Genomic DNA, 15782 nt, shown 5'->3' on the forward strand with positions numbered 1-15782 from the left:
GGCGGTGGCCGAGGCTGGCGCCGCCTACCTCGTCGAGCGGCTTGCCGGATGAAAGCGCGGTGCTGACGCGGGGTGGCGCGCTGTCGCCTGTATCGCGCTGTTAGGGCTGGTCGCCGTTCTGCCTGGACAGGTCCTTGGGATCCGACATGGCCTTCGGGTCCAGGGCGCCCAAGTTGCAGTCAGTTATATCCGCTTCCCCAGTGAGCGTGTGCCATGCGATCGCAATCTGCACGAAAAGAGTTGTCATGCCCCGCTTTCCCGGCACGTCGTTTGAAGTCCATCATGCCCTTGTCAGTCGTGTCGGCTGCATCACGCATAGCTCATCACGGGCGCGCAGCGCCGCGGTGCTGCCGCAAGAAGCTTCATCAAAACAGTCCTTTATTTACCCCGTATCAAAATGTTAAGTATGGGTTCGGCATTAAATAAATAGCTTAGCCGAACAGAAATATTAATCGAAGGACGCACAGACAAATCCATGAGTAGCCATCTGGAGAGGATCAATGGGCGCGTCGTGGCATTGCAGGTTGACGCCAAGGCAGACTGGACTATGCTTCTTATAGCGGCATTGATCTTTGCCGCAGGACAGGCAATCGAATTCTTGCTTCTCTCAGTTATGACAAGAATTACCTGAGCTTGTGCAAATGGGACTGCGGCTGGTATACGACGATCGTGGAGCACGGCTACGATATCGAGCCGCACGGCCATAGCAAGGGGGACGCGGCGAACTGGGCATTTTTTCCCGCTCTGCCACTGATTGCAAAAGCCTTGTTCCACCTGTTTGGCTTTTCTGCCGCAGGCGCGCTGATCATCACAGGAAAAGTATTCTTCTTCTTGTCCATCTACTGGTTCATGAAACTCGTGAGGCTTTACAGCCCGGACGTTCCTGCTTGGCTGGCAGGCGTGACCGTCGCCTTCAGCCCATACGCCATCTATGGCAACGTCGGCTATACAGAGCCGCTTTTCCTTCTTTCCACATGCAGCTTTTTTTGCTTCTTGAAAAGGAAAGAGTATGTCGCAAGCGGCCTATGCGGCGCCTTTCTCACCTCGACAAGATTCGTCGGGCTGGCCGCGATCTTTTCCTATGCCATCGGCGCGATCAAGCAATTCCATTCCAAGGCCGATTCCCGTTCGGCTATCCTGCTCGGTTTGCTGCTCATTCCGCTGGGGTTGGCTATTTTCATGCTGATGCTCTACCTGGTGGTGGGAGATAGCCTAGCCTTCTCCAACGTGCAGCGAGCATGGGGAAGAGCCCCGCAAAACCCTTTATGGATTATCGACAAGGGATTGCGCGGATCGGCATTCGACGTTTATTCAACTGTGACTGCACTGGCCGCACTATTAGCATTGCTGGCGCTGTTGCTGCAGCGCCGCCATGCGCTCATGGTGTTTTCGCTGATCTGCTCCGTCGTTCCCCTGATGACCGGCTTATGGAGCCTGCCGCGCTATATCTGGTGGCAGGCGCCGCTGCTGCTGCTGGTCGCCGAACTCCTGCACAGATCCCGCAGCGCCTTCCTGGCCATTCCCGCGGCACTTGCGGGGCTATGGTTCATGTATTTCTCCTGGTTCTCGGGAAAGGGGTTCGTGATATGAGGAAGGTGCACACTTCCCTGATTCTTCTCCTTGTGGTGTTCTATATCAGCATCGCCTATCTCATCGTGCATCCGAACGTCAGCACGGCCTACAAATCCTATTACATCACGCGCGATTCCGACCTGACCATAAGGGAAAGAAAGGCGCTGCAACCTATCCACGCGAACATGGAAATTTCCTATGTGGACCAGCGGGTCGGATACGACGGCTGGCATGCCGCGGAAGGCGGATACCGCTGGAGTGCGGGCCGGTCCTCCAAAATCGTGTTCCTGCTACATCCCGGGTTGGACAGACAGGGCATGCGCACTCTGTCGCTGAAGATAACGCCCTTGGACAGGCAGCAGACCGACGTTTTCATCAATGGCAAGCTGGTTCATTCCGGCGTGGTTTCCACGAGCAGCCAGGTCAATATCGTGTTCCCGGCATCCCTTCTCCTAGAAGGGGAAAATGTGATTCGGATAGATTGCCCCAATGCGCACGGCACCGAAACGGACCGGCGCAAGAGAGGAATTGCCCTTGACTCATTCTCCCTTCGCTAGAGCGGATTCCGACTGAACTGACGCGACGGGGGGCATATGAGCGGGCAGCGGTCGGTTTCATCCGACCAGTACTGGGCGGCGCAAGGCCGCATCGCCGCCAGCCAGCGTCGCCTGCCGCCATAGCCACTAGAGCGTTTTCAACGCTTACTTGCCATAGCCGGCATGGCGGATGTAGTGCTCGCATTCGTAGCGGGAAACTGGTCGAGCAACTCGCCGATAGCAGCCAATGGTGTGTCGACAGTCCGCTTAGCCGCTTTTCTGGGCAGCGTTCTCAGCTTGGCAAAGACCTGCTTTGTTGGGTATAAAGCCAGGGCTGTAAGGTGGCAGGTCACGCAATTGGGCTCTTGCGGCCTGGATCGCACTTCAGCAACGCCAGCCACCTTATGTGAGCCAAGATTGTCCAGCACGACGATATCACCAAGCGGCCGTTGCGGCACGAACATCTGTCGTACCCACGCCCAGATGCATAGCCATTGTGAATAGAGCCATTTGCAAGACCAAATTCCGCGACGTCTTTTCACTCAAGGTTCAAATAGTAGCGTTTATATTCCGGAGATAAAGGTGTAGGGGTAGTCGACGACGAGTCTGCATCGTCCACCACCCAGTACCGTCGGGTGCAATACCTCGAAGGAACAATGCACCAATCGTCGCTCAGGAAGAGCAGCATTTGCGGTCCAGGCGGCAACGCATAATGCAATGCCTTTCGAATAGCATGCCTCGCGGGAGACGGTGCAGCTAATGCTCGGTGCAATTACTTGAACCACTTGCAATGTATCTGGCCCGCAGGCACAGCAGGGCTTCAGGCCTGCCGTTTTCCTCTTCTGCGCGGCAGTTCGGCTTGAACTCGCCAACCACCTAATCGTCCAGAAACCCCCCTTTGTAAAAACTCCACGCCGTGCCATCGTGCAAATAGAAGAAGCCGTCGCCGCAGGCGTCCTTGCCCGGGAAATAATCCCGGTACTGCCGCGGCACCAGCCGCGCCAGTTCTTCCTCGCTCAGTTCCTCGAATTCCTCCGGCGTGATCGCTTGTCCTACCCGCAGTCTTCGGCCTGCCATGACAATTCCTTTTCGATTGGGAAGCCCGATTATAGAGAAGGCGGCCGTTTTTCCCGATGGGAAACGGGTGGCGCGTCAGGGTAAAACAGCGGGTAAATGTTTCGGAGAAAAATACAAATGTAAATAATTGTTATCTTGTCTTCCAAAAGCGGGGGTCGGCCGTTATGTGTCCTAAATCAACAATCCGTACGGAGATTTTCTTCATGACGACCCAAAACCGATTCGACGCCGATCTGACCGTCCGCTCTTTTGCCTACGTGGCAAAACAGCTCGCCCAGGGCGCAGCAGCCCCTTCGGCGCTGTATGAGCAGATCCTGGCGGAAGCGGAAAAACATCGCAGCGCCCTGCGCCTGATGCGCCGCGACATGGTTGAGAAGGTCGAAACCGCGCTGCGCAGCCGCACCGTGACCAAGGGCGAGTTCCAGCGCCTGTGCGATGCCGCAGTGCAAAAAATCGAACTGGCCCAGCAAGCCATCACGCGTATCGCGATGCAATACGCACCGCAAAGGCTGGCAGCCTGACGAGTCTTTGCGTCAGGTAGCCAGCCTCTGCGCTGCCTGAAAGCCTTGTTGGTGTGACCAGGAGCAAACCCTGCCGGGCGTGTGCCAGCATCCCCGGGGGGCCGTAACCCGGATCGTCATTCCAGCCATGCTTTGCCATTGTTCTTGTCTGTCGTCATTGTCGCTCTGACAGTTTTTTCTACAATGACGCATGTCCGAACTCGTCATTGCCGGTTTCACCGCCATCATCGTCCTAATGACCGTGGCGCCACTGTCGCGTTCCTCGCGCTGGTGGATACGCGGCCTCGACTTTCCCCGCCTGCAGATCTGCGCAGCCGGTCTCCTGTTGCTCGTCGTGCAACTGAGCCTGCTCGACCTGAGCGAATTTCCCGAACAGCTAATGCCGGTGGCAACAGTTGCCTGCCTGATCTACCAGGCGTGGTGGATCCTGCCTTACCTGCGACCCTATCCCAACGAAGTCAGGATGACGCCGGCGCCTGCCGACAGCGACCGGGTGCGCATCCTGTCGTCCAACGTGCTGATGACCAACCGCAATGCCGACGCACTGATCGCGCTGGTGCGGCAGCATCAGCCCGACATCCTGGTCACGCTGGAAACCGATGCCTGGTGGCAGAGCCGGCTCGACGTGCTGGAAAGCGACTATCCGCATACCATCAAATGTCCGCTGGAAAATACCTACGGCATGCATGTCTATTCGAAACTGCCGCTGGAGGATGCCGAGACCCAGTTCCTGGTGCAGCCGGACGTGCCATCGATGCACGCGATGGCGATCCTGCGTTCCGGCCAGCCGGTGCGCATGCACTTCCTGCATCCGGCCCCGCCGAGCCCTACCGAGAACGACGAATCGACCGAGCGCGACGCCGAGCTGCTGGTGGTGGCAAAGAGCGTGGTGACGGTGCCCGGCCCGCTGGTCGTCGCCGGCGACCTGAACGATGTCGGCTGGTCTGCCACCACCCGGCTGTTCCGCAAGATCAGCGGCCTGCTCGATCCGCGCGTCGGGCGCGGCATGTTCAATACTTTTCATGCCGGACACTGGTTCATCCGCTGGCCGCTGGACCATCTGTTTCACAGCCGTCATTTCACGCTGTCGTTCATGCAGCGGCTGCCGAGTGTCGGCTCCGATCATTTTCCTGTGCTGGTGGAACTGGTGCATGATGCCGCCGCCGGCGCCCGGCAGCACGGCCTAACCGCCGACGCCGACGACAAACAGATTGCCGATGAAAAGATCGCGAAGGAACCGGTGCGTCCTTCCGATGTGCATGAGCCGGAAGTCTAGGAGCCTGCGCGGCAAGGCTCGCGTTCATTTCCATCCACGCTGATCAGGCGAGCCAGTCTGCTGCCACCCGCGCCGCCTGCGCCACGATCTCGTTGCGCGGCTTGGCGTCGGGCGCCGTGCCGGTCAGGTAGATTGCCAGCGTGACCGGTGCGCGTTGCGACGGCCACAGCACGGCCACGTCGTTGGTGCTGCCGTAGTCGCCGGTGCCGGTCTTGTCGCCGACCCGCCAGCCGGCTGGCACGCCGGCCCGGATGCGGGCGTCGCCGGTAGTGTTTCCCACCAGCCAGTCCTGTAGCTGCGCGCGCTGCGGCGCGGCCAGTGCGTCATCGAGCACCAGCCGCTTCAGCGTGGCGCTCATCGCCGCCGGGGTTGTGGTGTCGCGCTCGTCGCCCGGCAGCGCCGAGTTCAGCGCGGTTTCCCAGCGGTCCAGGCGAAACGCCGTGTCGCCTACGGAACGGGCATAGGCGGTCAGCCCGGCAGGGCCGCCGACCAGCTGCAGCAGCAGGTTGCCGGCGGTGTTGTCGCTATGCTGGACGGCGGCCGCGCACAGTGCCTCCACCGTCATGCCGTCGCCGACGTGGGCCTGGGTCACGGGAGAGTAGGTGACCAGGTCCTGCCGGGTATAGCGGATGCGCTGCTGCAGCAAGCCCGGGCGGCGGCTGCTCTCCGCCAGCACGGCAGCGGCGAGCACCGCCTTGAACGTGCTGCACAGGGGGAAGCGTTCCGCGGCGCGCCAGGCAAGCGTCCTGCCGCTGCCGGTATCGATGGCGCACAGGCCGAGCCGGCCTTCAAAACTGTGTTCTAGTGCCTGCAGCCGCGCCAGTGCCGCCGTGTCGCGCGGCGTCGGCGCAATGCCCTGGCAACCGGCGAGAAGGGGCAGGGCGGCGGCCCGCAGCAGCAGGCGGCGGCGGGGAAGCGCAGGGGAATGGGTATCAGGCATGGGCGGCGTGGCAGGGAAGTGGAGGAGGCGGCATTCTAGAGCAGTTGCAGCGTAGCCGGCTTGTCGAGACCGGCCAGCCGGGCCGGAAGCACTGCCGCAGGCTGGCGTGGCCAGCCTGCGCTTTAACCGATGCCGTCAGGCGAAAGTGTCGACCGCGCCGTCGCGGGCAATTCTCACCACGCCCTGGCGCAGCTGCGGCGCTTCCGCGCCGGCATGGTCGGCGGCGTCGCGGCCACCGGATCGGTTGCCGCCTTCGAAGCCGGCAAACTGCTGCTGGCCGCCGGCGCTGACATTGGCCTGGCCGAGCTGGATGCCGGATTCGCCCATCATGTCGCGCAGCCGCGGCAGCGCGGCTTCCAGCGCCTGCCTTACCTCGGGCTGCGCCGCCATGAAGTCCACCGTCGCCTGGTTGTTGCTGACGCTGAGCACCACCTGCATCGGTCCGAGGTCGGGCGGATTCATCGTCAGCGAGGCGCTTTGCTCGCCGCCCTGCGCCATCCAGACGATCTTCTGGCCCAGGGCCTGGTCCCAGGCCGGCGTGCCGACTGCCGGGGTGAGCTTGTCGACATGCGTCGTCGGCGCATGCACGGCCTGGCTGGCGGCCTGCAGCGTGGCCAGCGCGGTCGCCGGGGCGGCGGCATCGGCCTGCGTGGCGGCCTGGATGGGCAGCGGGCGCTGGCTGCCGGCATCGGCCGCGGCCATCGCCTTGCCGAAGGCGGCATGCAGGTCGGGCGCGGCCTGGCCTTCGCCCTTGCCGGCCAGCGCGGTGTCGCCTTCCTGCACTGCGCCTGCCTGCGCGCGCAGCTCCAGCGGACCCTGTGGCCCGGCATCCTTGCCGCCCCGGCCAACGGCAACGCCTGCCGCGGGTTCCGCCGCGGTGCCAGCCTCCTGCGCCGGCGTGGTGCTGGCGGCCGCGGTGGCGCTGGCCATGAGCTGCATCATCAGCGCCGCCTGCGGCGCGCCGGGAATGTCGGCCAGGCTGGCTGCGCTGTCCTCGGCGGCCGGCTGCTCGGCCTGCGCGCCTTCACTGGCTTGCGCAGCCGCCGGTGCAGCGGCAGCCGGCTGCGCCGGCGCCTGCTCGGCGGCTTCGGCGCGGCCGCTCTGCGGGGCAGGCTCGGCCTTGCCCGCCTGCTGCCGCGCCGCTTCCGGCGCGCGCGCCTGCTGCTGCGGCGGGCGGGGCGAGGGCGGCGGCGCGGCGTTCGCTTGCGACGGCGGCCGCTGCGCCACCTCGCGCGAGAGCAGCTGGTTGAACGGCGTGGACGGCTGCTGCTGGCCAGCCTTGGGAGCGGCCGCGTTGCCGCTGCCCAGGCCAGCCAGGGTATTGACGATCGAGGGAAGATTCATGTGCGGCCCATCCGTGGTTAGCGTTTGTAGAGCAGCTTGCGGGCTGCCTGTTCATCGGTTTCTTTCTGTTCCCGCTTGGCGACCTTCAGGTTTTCGGCCTTCTGGGCGCGGCTGCACAGCGCGTCGTAGGATATGCGCTTGCGCTCCGATTCGCGCCAGCCGTTGCGTTCCTGCTCCACCCGCCATTCGGCATCGCGCACCACCTGCTGCTGGCCGGTGATGGCCTGGTCCAGCTTGTCCATGAATCCCTGGAAATTGCGATAGGCCATGGGCGTGAAGCCGGTGGTCATCGTGACCTGGAAGCGGCTGGCATAGTCGTCGCGGTAGCCGGAGAGCAGCGCCAGCTTCTGCTGCGCATCCTCCACCGCGCGCACCGCGCGGCCCAGCCGCTTGGCAGCCTCGTCGACATCCTTGGTTGCCAGTTCGATCAGTGTGGTCAGTGCGGAAATATCAGCCATGCGCCATTATCGATGCGGCAAACCTGCGCCCATCAGCCGAACAAAGCGGAAAGTTGGCCGCAACTCTCGGGCATGGTCGACTGTTCATGGATGCCCTGCTGCAGGAAGCTGGAAATGCGCGGCTGCAGCGCGATGGCTTCATCCAGCATGGCGTCGCTGCCGGCGCTGTAGGCGCCGACCGCGATCAGGTCGCGGCTGCGCTGGTAGCGCGAGGTCAGCTGCTTCAGGCGCCGCGCCAGGGCCTGCTGCTCGGGCGTGGTGATGCTGTGCATCACGCGCGAGATCGACTGCTCGATGTCGATGGCGGGATAGTGGCCGGCCTCGGCCAGCGTGCGATTGAGCACGATGTGGCCGTCGAGAATCGCACGCGCCGAGTCGGCGATCGGGTCCTGCTGGTCGTCGCCTTCGGTCAGCACGGTGTAGAAGGCGGTGATGGAGCCGCCGCCTTCGCGGCCGTTGCCGGTGCGCTCGACCAGCGCCGGCAGCTTGGCGAACACCGAGGGCGGATAACCCTTGGTTGCGGGCGGCTCGCCGATGGCCAGCGCAATCTCGCGCTGCGCCATCGCGTAGCGGGTCAGCGAGTCCATAATCAAGAGCACGTTCTGGTTCTGGTCGCGGAAATGCTCTGCGATCGCGGTGGTGTAGGCGGCCGCCTGCAGCCGCATCAGCGGCGGATTGTCTGCCGGCGCGGCCACCACCACCGAGCGCTTCAGGCCTTCGTCGCCCAAAATCTGTTCGATGAATTCCTTGACCTCGCGGCCGCGTTCGCCGATCAGGCCGACCACGATCACGTCGGCGCTGGTATAGCGCGCCATCATGCCCAGCAACATGCTCTTGCCCACGCCGGAGCCGGCGAACAAACCCATGCGCTGGCCGCGTCCGACGGTCAGCAGGCTGTTGATGGCGCGTACGCCCGTGTCGAGCACTTCGGAGATCGGGGCCCGGCCCAGCGGGTTGGCGGCGCGCACCGACAGCGGCGCGGCGTGGCTGGCATTGAGCGGGCCGAGGTTGTCGAGCGGCCGGCCGGCGCCGTCGACCACCCGGCCCAGCAGTTCGATGCCAACCGGCAGGTGGCGGGTACGGTCGCTCGGCCGACGGCGCGGATGATTGACCGCGCCGGGGCGGGGCAGGGACTGCACCACTTCCACCGGGAACACCCGGCTGCCCGGCACCACGCCGTCCACGTCGCTCTGCGGCATCAGGAACAGGCGGTCATTGTCGAAGCCCACCACCTCGGCTTCGATGCGGGTGCCGTTGGGCAGCGGTATCGTGCAGGCGCTGCCCACGGCCAGCTTCAGGCCCACCGCTTCCATCACCAGGCCGGCCACCCGCGTGACCCGGCCCGACACCTGCAGCGGCTCGGCGATGGTCAGCAGTTCGCGGCAGTCGCGCAGATAGGCGCGCCAGCGCTCGCCGGCCGGGCCGAGTTCGTGGTTCATGCCAGCCATTGCCCGTCCTTGCCCAGCGAGGCGGCGATGCGCTGCCAGCGGCTGGAGGTGGCTGCATCGATCTGGTTGCTGGCGGTCTCGATGCGGCAGCCGCCGCGTTCCATCGTGGCTTCATCCAGCACCCGCCAGCCGGCGCTGGCCAGCTCGGCGCCCATGCGCTCGCGCACCAGCAGCGCATCGTCCGGATGCAGGAACAGCAGCGCCGGCTGCTGCAGCGTGGGCAGGTAGCCGATTGCATCGTTGACGATGGGCAGCACCCGTTCCGGCTGGATGGCCAGCGTGGTCTTCAGCATGGCCTTGGCCAGGTCCAGCGCCAGGTCCAGCAGGTCCTGCGCCACCAGTTCCTTGGCATGCGCGATCTCGGCGCCGAAGGCCTGGCTCAGTTGCTGCAGCAGGGTGTTTTCTTCCAGGGCCTGGGCGCGGCCCTGTTCCATGCCGGTCTGGTAACCCTGCGCCAATCCCTCGGCCAGGCCTTCGCGCCGGGCCTGCTCGCGCGCCGCGGCGATCTGCTCGCGCGCCTCGGCCAGCAGGGCTTCGGTATCGATCTGCGGCTGCTCCGGCTCGGCCGGCGGCGGCGGCGCCTCGGGCTCGCCGAAGGAAGCCATCTCCCAGCGCTGGTAAGCGGTCTGCCGCTCTTTCGGCAAGGCGTCAGACATAGGCGTCCTCGCCCTTCGCGCCCAGCTGGATCTGGCCCTCGTCGGCCAGGCGGCGCACCACCTGCAGGATTTCCTTCTGCTGCGCCTCGACCTCCGACAGCCGCACCGGTCCCTTCGATTCCAGGTCCTCGCGCATCATCTCGGCGGCGCGCTGCGACATGTTCTTGAAGATCTTTTCCCGCATCTCGTCCGACGTGCCCTTGAGCGCAATGATCAGCGACTCGGACTGCACCTCGCGCAGGATCACCTGGATGCCGCGGTCGTCGATCTCCATGATGTTGTCGAAGACGAACATCTCGTCCATGATCTTTTGCGCCATGGTCTCGTCATAGGTGCGCAGGTTGGCCATCACCGACGTCTCGCCTTCGCCCGACATGAAGTTCAGGATCTCGGCCGCGGTGCGTATGCCGCCCATGGGCTTCTTCTTCACGCTCTCGTTGCCCGACAACAGCTTGGTCAGCACTTCATTCAACTCGCGCAGCGCGGCCGGCTGCACGCCGTCCAGCGTGGCGATGCGCAGCACCACGTCGTTGCGCAGCCGCTCGGTGAAGCGGTCCAGCACCTCGCAGGCGTGGTAGCGCTCCAGGTGGACCAGGATGGTGGCGATGATCTGCGGATGCTCGAAACGGATCAGGTCCGCCACCGATTCCGAGTCCATCCATTTCAGGCTTTCGATGCCGCTGGCGTCGCGCTGCCCGAGGATGCGGTTGAGCAGCGACGAAGCCTTGTCGTCGCCCAGCGCCTTGGTCAGCACGGTGCGGATGTATTCGTCCGAGTCCAGGCCGATGGAGGTGTTCTCCTCGGTCTTCTCGATGAATGTCGACAGCACCTTTTCCAACTCGTCGTTCTGCACCGCCTTCATCGACGACATCGCCGCGCCCAGCTTCTGCACCTCGCGCGGACCCAGGTATTTCATCACTTCGGCGGCTTCATCCTCGCCCAGCGCGAGCATCAGAATCGCGCCTTTCTGTACGCCTGCATCACTCATTGCCATCCACCCAGTTCTTGACGATATTGGCCACCATGCGCGGGTCCTGCCGCGCCAGCGCCTTGGCCGCTTCCAGATTTTCCTGGTAGCTGCGCTGCTTGGGCGCCGGCAGTGCATCGCTGCTCAGCTCGACCACGGCGCCATCCTCTTCCATGTCGTTTTCCAGCGCGGCCGTATCGCCGCTGTTGTCCGGCAGGGCCGGCGGCGGCGGTGGCGGCGACACGGTGCGCAGCAGCGGCCGCAGCATCCTGAAGTACAGGAACAGCAGCGCCAGGCCGATCAGCAGGTAGCGTCCGCCTTCCTTGGCCAGGGCGATGTACTCCGGGTTCTTCCAGTACACCGGCTCGACCTGCACTTCCTTCTCTGGCGTCACGAACGGGCTGTTGAGCACGTTGAGCGAATCGCCACGCTCCTTGTTGAAGCCCATCGCTTCCTTGATCAGGTCGGTGATCTGGGCCTTCTCGGCATCGGTCAGGGCGCGGGTGGAAGGCTTGCCGCTCTTGTCCATCTCGGTGCGGTAGTTCAGCACCACCGCCACCGACAGCCGGCGCAGTCCGCCCATGGGCTGCTGCGTGTAGCGGATGGTCTTGTCGACCTCGTAGTTGATGGTGCTGTCGCGCCGGGTATTGCCGGCCTGGGCCGGCGCCGCGCCTGGCTGGCCGGGCGCGGCCGGCTGGCCATTGATGGGCGCGGTGGCGTTGGCCTGCGGCTGGTTCGACAGCGCGCCCGGCACGCCGCCCGCGCCAGCGCCGGCCGGGCCGCTGGCCTCGCTGCTCTGCTGGCTGCGGATCGATGCATTGTCCGGCGTGCCGTTGGGCTTGTAGGTTTCGGCGGCCTGCTCGATGCGCGAGAAGTCGACGTCGGCGGTCGCCTCGGCCCGCACGTTGTTGGCGCCGACGATGGGCGTGATGATGGACTCGATGCGGCGCGCGATGCCCTGCTGCAGCTCCTGCACGTATTTCAGCTGGGTGGCGTCGAGCGTGTTGGCATTGGCCGGCTTGTCGTTGTTGGACAGCAGGTTGCCGTCCTGGTCGACCACGGTGACGTTCTTGGCCGGCAGGTCGGGCACGCTGGACGCCACCAGGTGCACGATGGCGCTGACCTGCTGCGCGTCCAGCGTGCGGCCGGGGTGCAGGTTCAGCAGCACGGAAGCGGTGGGCTTCTGCTGCTCGCGCACGAACACGGTGTTCTTGGGCATGGCCAGATGCACGCGGGCAGCCTGCACCGCGGCGATCGACTGGATCGAGCGCGCCATCTCGCCTTCCAGCGCGCGCTGGAAATTGACCTGCTCATGAAACTGCGACACGCCCAGCTTCTGGTTTTCCATCAGCTCGAAGCCAACGCCGCCGCCCTTGGGCAGGCCCTGCGCCGCCAGCTTCAGGCGCACGTCATGCACCTGCTCGGCCGGCACCAGGATGGCGCCGCCGCCGTCGGCATATTTGTAGGGCACGTTCAACTGCTGCAGCGAAGCGACGATGGCGCCGCCGTCCTTGTCGGTGAAGTTGGAGAACAGGACCTTGTATTCGGTCTTCTGGCTCCACATCCAGATGCCGGCCATGACGGCCAGCACCGCCGCCGCGCCGATGGCGGCCAGCACCTTCTTGCCGGTGGGGCTCTGGACAAAGCCCATCACGCCCGCTGGCTGGGGCAGGATGACCGGGCTTGCTTCTATCGCTTCCATGTGTGCTTTCGCATGAATCTATCCGCCTTGTGCTGATCAGTGAATATTGCACTGAATCAATTTTTTTCGCATGGGTGATTGTCGTCCGGCGCGCCAGAATCAATCCGGGGAAAAGAGCCCGATTTCGGCCGCTGATCCAAGGGCTGGCCAGGGGCGGCGCTGTTAAGGTAGCGGCGTGAAATAGCGGCATGGAGCGCGACATGAGCATCAACGGAATAGACAGCAGCAGGATCGAGGCGATGGTGGCGCGGCTGCGCAACGCCGCCGCGCGCGCCGCCGGCCCGGTGACGGCGCCTTCGGAAGCAGGCGAGGCGGAGCAGGCCGGCGCGGCCAGACGGCTCGACTTCGGCGAGGCGCTGCGCAGCTCGCTCGACCAGGTCAATGGCGCCCAGCGCAAGGCCGAGGACCTGGGGCAGCGCTTTGCGCTGGGCGACGACAGCGTGAACCTGTCGGACGTGATGATCGCCAGCCAGAAGGCCAGCATCGGCTTCCAGGCCACGGTGCAGGTGCGCAACAAGCTGGTGTCGGCTTATCACGACATCATGAACATGCAGGTGTGACGGCGCACGGCGCGTTTTGCCGCCCCGCGCGCAGCGTCCGGGCCATAGCCATATTCGTAATATGCCGCACGGCCGGCGGCATGCCCCGCCTTGCCAATCCCGCTATAAGTGTCTCCGGCCGCTGCGAAGCCGGTTGCTGGCCGCCTTGCGCCACACGCCTTGTGCCGGATTAAACCTGCGCCGGAAAGTGCATATCGATTCGTCATAAGCGCGGCGCTCGCCATGCCGCAGGGGCTTCGCTTCCTCGGCGACGGGCATACACTGTGTTGCATGAGGCAGGCTTGCCTTGCAAGCCCGCACTCTGTCAGGACCTGACGGACCCGACTTCCTCCCGCCCGCCAAGCCCAAAGTCATCTTGCTTTGGAGACCATCATGAATACCACACACCTCGTCCTGTTCGCCGTACTGGCGACGGCAGCGGCAGGCATCCAGGCACAGCAGGCCGAATTCCGCGCGCCGGACAGCGGCTTCCATTCCTCGCTGACGCGGGCGGAAGTGCGCGCCGACCAGCGTGACGCATTCGTTGCCGGCCTGACGCCGCAGAAGATGCATGACGGCCAGGACATGCACTACGCCGCTGGCAGCCAGGCACGGCGCGATGTGCGGGCCGACGCCATCCAGTCGGCACGGCTGCATCGCCGCGACGGCACGCGCAGCATCTACTTCGGCGACTGATCCCGTCCGGCGATGCTGGCGGCAGGCCTGCCTCCCGGCATCGCGAAGGCCTGCCACAGGTTGGCCGCCACATCGCCGGCGCCCATGCAAAGGAGGCGAATCATGAACACCCTCAGGAACACCGTAGCGCTGGCCGCAGCGGCGCTGGCCTGCACGGCGGCGGTCGCTGCCGACGCGCCCGCCGGCAAGGCGCGGACCGACCAGCAGCTGATCAAGAGCGCGATGTCGGCGGCGCCCCGCAAGGTGGGGGCCGGCGCCACCATCGTCGCGGCCGACAAGGACGGCGGCATGCGCACGCTGCGCGAAGGAAGCAACGGCTACACCTGCATGCCGGACAACCCGGCCACGCCGGGGCCCGACCCGATGTGCATGGACCGCGCCGCCCTGGACTGGGCCGGCGCATGGATGGCGCACAAGCCGCCGGCGGCCGGCAAGGTCGGCTTCATGTACATGCTGGCCGGCGGCACCGACGCCAGCAACACCGATCCGTATGCCACCAGCCCGGGCGCCGACAAGCACTGGGTCAAGACCGGCCCGCATGTGATGGTGGTCGGCGCGGAGCAGGCGTTCTACGACATGTATCCGAAAAACCCCGACCCCGACACCGCGATGCCTTACGTGATGTGGCCCGGCACGCCGTACCAGCATCTGATGATTCCGGTGAAGTAGAAGGACGTCGGCGTCGGTAGGTAAGTCGTTGATCGCACGGAACGATCGGGTGCGCAGGCTCCTATTGGGCTTGCCTCCGGATGCGGGCACAACGCAACGCGTCGCGGAGGCAGTCTTTAATTTGGTCAGGAGAAATGATGGGCGACAGGAATTCCCGGGTAGCGTCTGCGTCAGGCACGGCGTATTCACGTGATGAGATGCCAAATCTGGAAATGGCAGACGAGAACATGAAGCCAAATATGGCACGGTTACAAGGCATGGGCGCCGGCATGGCGACAGATCGCCCGATGCCACATATGTCCGCGCGCACTCCCTTGAACACGAGTTGGGATCACGTTGTGCTGGAGATTTCCAGGGACAGTCTGGTAGACCTGGAGAACGCGTTGAAACAGCCGAAATACAGTCAACTGCTGATGTACTCATTTGAGCCCGGTGGTCTGGACGATGGCGAAGCACCAGGCGCATTTTCAGCCGACTTAAAAGCCAGACTCGTATCCGGGGTGGCAGCGGCCAAGGAGGAAGCCTCCGCCAGTGAGCAGGCTTCCAGCGATTCTGCCCTGCAATCTGCTGTAGGTCTTGCGGCCCGACAGCAAGCGCTGGACTCTGGCATTAGCCAGGGCGTCTGTCACCAGGGGCCAGCGCCTGGCTTTCCTGTGCAATGCTCCCGGCAAGGGATGCTGCAAGCAGGTCTGAACAGATAGTTCTTAATGAAAATATCAGGCATCCCGGCTTGTGCGTTGCGCGGGATGCCGGTGGCGCGAGCGAGCAGGTTGCCCGATCGCATGGAACGTCAGGGCGAGCCCGCTCACTCACACGGCCTGTCTGCGGGTACCTGCGCCATGGAATGCACGCAGCGCTTCGCAGGCAACCTTCTTTAATTTTCGACAAGGAAAAACAATGGCAACCACATTCCCGGCCGTAACGGATTCCCGCACATCGGCGCCTCGGAACAAGCAGGCAGCCAATGCTGAAGCCCTGCTGCGCGGCACGAACAGTGTTTCGTCCAGAATTCCCGATGTGCTATTGACGAACGAGCGCACCGAACCGCGCGTTGTGCAGCGAAACATATCGGATCTGCTTGCGCAGGAACGGTCTGGCGAGGAATGGGACACGATCAGGAAGTTGCCCACGCATCAGGCCCGGTACACAGCGCCTGTGTTGAACATGCCTGACGTGCGCCTCGACATCGACGCGGCTGCAAGCGCGCAAGCATCGGCGCTCATGGTGACGGATGAACGGGCTGCCGCCAACTGCTGTGGCTGCCTGCCCTGCAATCTGCTGTAGGCCTTGTTGCCGCATTCGCCAGCCGTGCTGGCCAACTGCACATTGGCCACGGCGTCCACCACCTGATCCCGCGCCTGCCAGCCCCGCTCTCCTGCAA

At 64.3% G+C, this 15782-nt stretch carries 18 protein-coding genes; 9 read left to right on the forward strand and 9 right to left on the reverse strand.

The window, feature by feature from the left end; genetic code table 11:
• Positions 1–100: 100 nt before the first annotated feature.
• Positions 101–247, reverse strand: a complete 147-nt coding sequence (locus ABC383_RS02450; RefSeq protein WP_413011650.1) for a hypothetical protein — start codon at positions 245–247, stop codon at positions 101–103.
• Between the two features lie 422 nt (positions 248–669).
• Between ABC383_RS02450 and ABC383_RS02455 the strand changes: the two genes are divergently transcribed.
• Positions 670–1590: a hypothetical protein gene (locus ABC383_RS02455; RefSeq protein WP_413011652.1), complete on the forward strand. Its 921-nt coding sequence runs from the start codon at positions 670–672 to the stop codon at positions 1588–1590.
• Positions 1587–2129, forward strand: a complete 543-nt coding sequence (locus ABC383_RS02460) for a hypothetical protein (RefSeq protein ID WP_413011654.1) — start codon at positions 1587–1589, stop codon at positions 2127–2129. The genes ABC383_RS02455 and ABC383_RS02460 overlap by 4 nt, the downstream gene beginning before the upstream one ends.
• Positions 2130–2984: 855 nt before the next feature.
• Here ABC383_RS02460 and ABC383_RS02465 read toward each other — a convergent pair.
• The gene (locus ABC383_RS02465; protein ID WP_413011656.1) at positions 2985–3185 is read right to left on the reverse strand and encodes a hypothetical protein; all 201 of its coding nucleotides are present in this window, start codon (positions 3183–3185) and stop codon (positions 2985–2987) included.
• Between the two features lie 203 nt (positions 3186–3388).
• Here ABC383_RS02465 and ABC383_RS02470 point away from each other — a divergent pair, with 203 nt between their 5' ends.
• Both ABC383_RS02470 and ABC383_RS02475 read left to right on the forward strand, forming a co-directional pair.
• Positions 3389–3706 (forward strand): hypothetical protein, encoded by a 318-nt coding sequence (locus ABC383_RS02470; protein ID WP_413011658.1) that lies wholly within the window; start codon positions 3389–3391, stop codon positions 3704–3706.
• 190 nt (positions 3707–3896) lie between these two features.
• On the forward strand, positions 3897–4982 hold the full coding sequence (locus ABC383_RS02475; protein ID WP_413011660.1) for an endonuclease/exonuclease/phosphatase family protein: 1086 nt from the start codon (positions 3897–3899) through the stop codon (positions 4980–4982).
• A 43-nt stretch (positions 4983–5025) separates the two neighbouring features.
• Here the strand turns inward: ABC383_RS02475 and bla are convergent, their stop codons facing one another.
• The 7 genes from bla to fliF all read right to left on the reverse strand — a co-directional run bounded on the left by bla (position 5026) and on the right by fliF (position 12497).
• A complete protein-coding gene (gene bla, locus ABC383_RS02480; protein ID WP_413011662.1) occupies positions 5026–5922 on the reverse strand; it encodes a class A beta-lactamase in 897 nt (298 codons plus the stop codon).
• A 135-nt stretch (positions 5923–6057) separates the two neighbouring features.
• The gene (locus tag ABC383_RS02485; protein ID WP_413011664.1) at positions 6058–7266 is read right to left on the reverse strand and encodes a flagellar hook-length control protein FliK; all 1209 of its coding nucleotides are present in this window, start codon (positions 7264–7266) and stop codon (positions 6058–6060) included.
• A 17-nt stretch (positions 7267–7283) separates the two neighbouring features.
• On the reverse strand, positions 7284–7724 hold the full coding sequence (fliJ, locus tag ABC383_RS02490; protein ID WP_413011666.1) for a flagellar export protein FliJ: 441 nt from the start codon (positions 7722–7724) through the stop codon (positions 7284–7286).
• A gap of 32 nt (positions 7725–7756) precedes the next feature.
• Positions 7757–9172 (reverse strand): flagellar protein export ATPase FliI, encoded by a 1416-nt coding sequence (gene fliI, locus ABC383_RS02495; protein WP_413011668.1) that lies wholly within the window; start codon positions 9170–9172, stop codon positions 7757–7759.
• Positions 9160–9828 (reverse strand): FliH/SctL family protein, encoded by a 669-nt coding sequence (locus ABC383_RS02500; protein ID WP_413011670.1) that lies wholly within the window; start codon positions 9826–9828, stop codon positions 9160–9162. The genes fliI and ABC383_RS02500 overlap by 13 nt, the downstream gene beginning before the upstream one ends.
• Positions 9821–10816 carry a flagellar motor switch protein FliG gene (gene fliG / locus ABC383_RS02505; protein WP_413011672.1) on the reverse strand — a complete coding sequence of 332 codons (996 nt, stop codon included), beginning with the start codon at positions 10814–10816 and terminating at the stop codon, positions 9821–9823. The genes ABC383_RS02500 and fliG overlap by 8 nt, the downstream gene beginning before the upstream one ends.
• Complete coding sequence (gene fliF / locus ABC383_RS02510; RefSeq protein WP_413011674.1) at positions 10809–12497, reverse strand: flagellar basal-body MS-ring/collar protein FliF; 1689 nt, start codon at positions 12495–12497, stop codon at positions 10809–10811. The genes fliG and fliF overlap by 8 nt, the downstream gene beginning before the upstream one ends.
• Positions 12498–12697: 200 nt before the next feature.
• On the opposite strand from fliF, the gene fliE reads away from it, so the two are divergent.
• The 5 genes from fliE (at position 12698) to ABC383_RS02535 (ending at position 15685) form a co-directional block, all read left to right on the forward strand.
• Positions 12698–13057, forward strand: a complete 360-nt coding sequence (gene fliE / locus ABC383_RS02515; protein WP_413011676.1) for a flagellar hook-basal body complex protein FliE — start codon at positions 12698–12700, stop codon at positions 13055–13057.
• 372 nt (positions 13058–13429) lie between these two features.
• On the forward strand, positions 13430–13732 hold the full coding sequence (locus ABC383_RS02520) for a DUF4148 domain-containing protein (RefSeq protein ID WP_413011678.1): 303 nt from the start codon (positions 13430–13432) through the stop codon (positions 13730–13732).
• Between the two features lie 102 nt (positions 13733–13834).
• Complete coding sequence (locus ABC383_RS02525) at positions 13835–14401, forward strand: hypothetical protein (RefSeq protein ID WP_413011680.1); 567 nt, start codon at positions 13835–13837, stop codon at positions 14399–14401.
• A 197-nt stretch (positions 14402–14598) separates the two neighbouring features.
• Positions 14599–15102, forward strand: a complete 504-nt coding sequence (locus ABC383_RS02530; protein ID WP_413011682.1) for a hypothetical protein — start codon at positions 14599–14601, stop codon at positions 15100–15102.
• 196 nt (positions 15103–15298) lie between these two features.
• Positions 15299–15685, forward strand: a complete 387-nt coding sequence (locus ABC383_RS02535) for a hypothetical protein (RefSeq protein WP_413011684.1) — start codon at positions 15299–15301, stop codon at positions 15683–15685.
• Positions 15686–15782: the final 97 nt, after the last annotated feature.

This window comes from Noviherbaspirillum phoenicis (assembly GCF_047237965.1).
Lineage (GTDB): Bacteria > Pseudomonadota > Gammaproteobacteria > Burkholderiales > Burkholderiaceae_D > Noviherbaspirillum_A.

What these genes read in the sequence shown, in the direction of transcription:
- ABC383_RS02450 (WP_413011650.1), bottom strand. Translation starts at nt 247, where the DNA reads ATGACAACTCTTTTCGTGCAGATTGCGATCGCATGGCACACGCTCACT.
- ABC383_RS02460 (WP_413011654.1), top strand. Translation starts at nt 1,587, where the DNA reads ATGAGGAAGGTGCACACTTCCCTGATTCTTCTCCTTGTGGTGTTCTAT.
- ABC383_RS02465 (WP_413011656.1), bottom strand. Translation starts at nt 3,185, where the DNA reads ATGGCAGGCCGAAGACTGCGGGTAGGACAAGCGATCACGCCGGAGGAA.
- ABC383_RS02470 (WP_413011658.1), top strand. Translation starts at nt 3,389, where the DNA reads ATGACGACCCAAAACCGATTCGACGCCGATCTGACCGTCCGCTCTTTT.
- ABC383_RS02475 (WP_413011660.1), top strand. Translation starts at nt 3,897, where the DNA reads ATGTCCGAACTCGTCATTGCCGGTTTCACCGCCATCATCGTCCTAATG.
- bla (WP_413011662.1), bottom strand. Translation starts at nt 5,922, where the DNA reads ATGCCTGATACCCATTCCCCTGCGCTTCCCCGCCGCCGCCTGCTGCTG.
- ABC383_RS02485 (WP_413011664.1), bottom strand. Translation starts at nt 7,266, where the DNA reads ATGAATCTTCCCTCGATCGTCAATACCCTGGCTGGCCTGGGCAGCGGC.
- fliJ (WP_413011666.1), bottom strand. Translation starts at nt 7,724, where the DNA reads ATGGCTGATATTTCCGCACTGACCACACTGATCGAACTGGCAACCAAG.
- fliI (WP_413011668.1), bottom strand. Translation starts at nt 9,172, where the DNA reads ATGGCTGGCATGAACCACGAACTCGGCCCGGCCGGCGAGCGCTGGCGC.
- ABC383_RS02500 (WP_413011670.1), bottom strand. Translation starts at nt 9,828, where the DNA reads ATGTCTGACGCCTTGCCGAAAGAGCGGCAGACCGCTTACCAGCGCTGG.
- fliG (WP_413011672.1), bottom strand. Translation starts at nt 10,816, where the DNA reads ATGAGTGATGCAGGCGTACAGAAAGGCGCGATTCTGATGCTCGCGCTG.
- fliF (WP_413011674.1), bottom strand. Translation starts at nt 12,497, where the DNA reads ATGGAAGCGATAGAAGCAAGCCCGGTCATCCTGCCCCAGCCAGCGGGC.
- fliE (WP_413011676.1), top strand. Translation starts at nt 12,698, where the DNA reads ATGAGCATCAACGGAATAGACAGCAGCAGGATCGAGGCGATGGTGGCG.
- ABC383_RS02520 (WP_413011678.1), top strand. Translation starts at nt 13,430, where the DNA reads ATGAATACCACACACCTCGTCCTGTTCGCCGTACTGGCGACGGCAGCG.
- ABC383_RS02525 (WP_413011680.1), top strand. Translation starts at nt 13,835, where the DNA reads ATGAACACCCTCAGGAACACCGTAGCGCTGGCCGCAGCGGCGCTGGCC.
- ABC383_RS02530 (WP_413011682.1), top strand. Translation starts at nt 14,599, where the DNA reads ATGCCAAATCTGGAAATGGCAGACGAGAACATGAAGCCAAATATGGCA.
- ABC383_RS02535 (WP_413011684.1), top strand. Translation starts at nt 15,299, where the DNA reads ATGGCAACCACATTCCCGGCCGTAACGGATTCCCGCACATCGGCGCCT.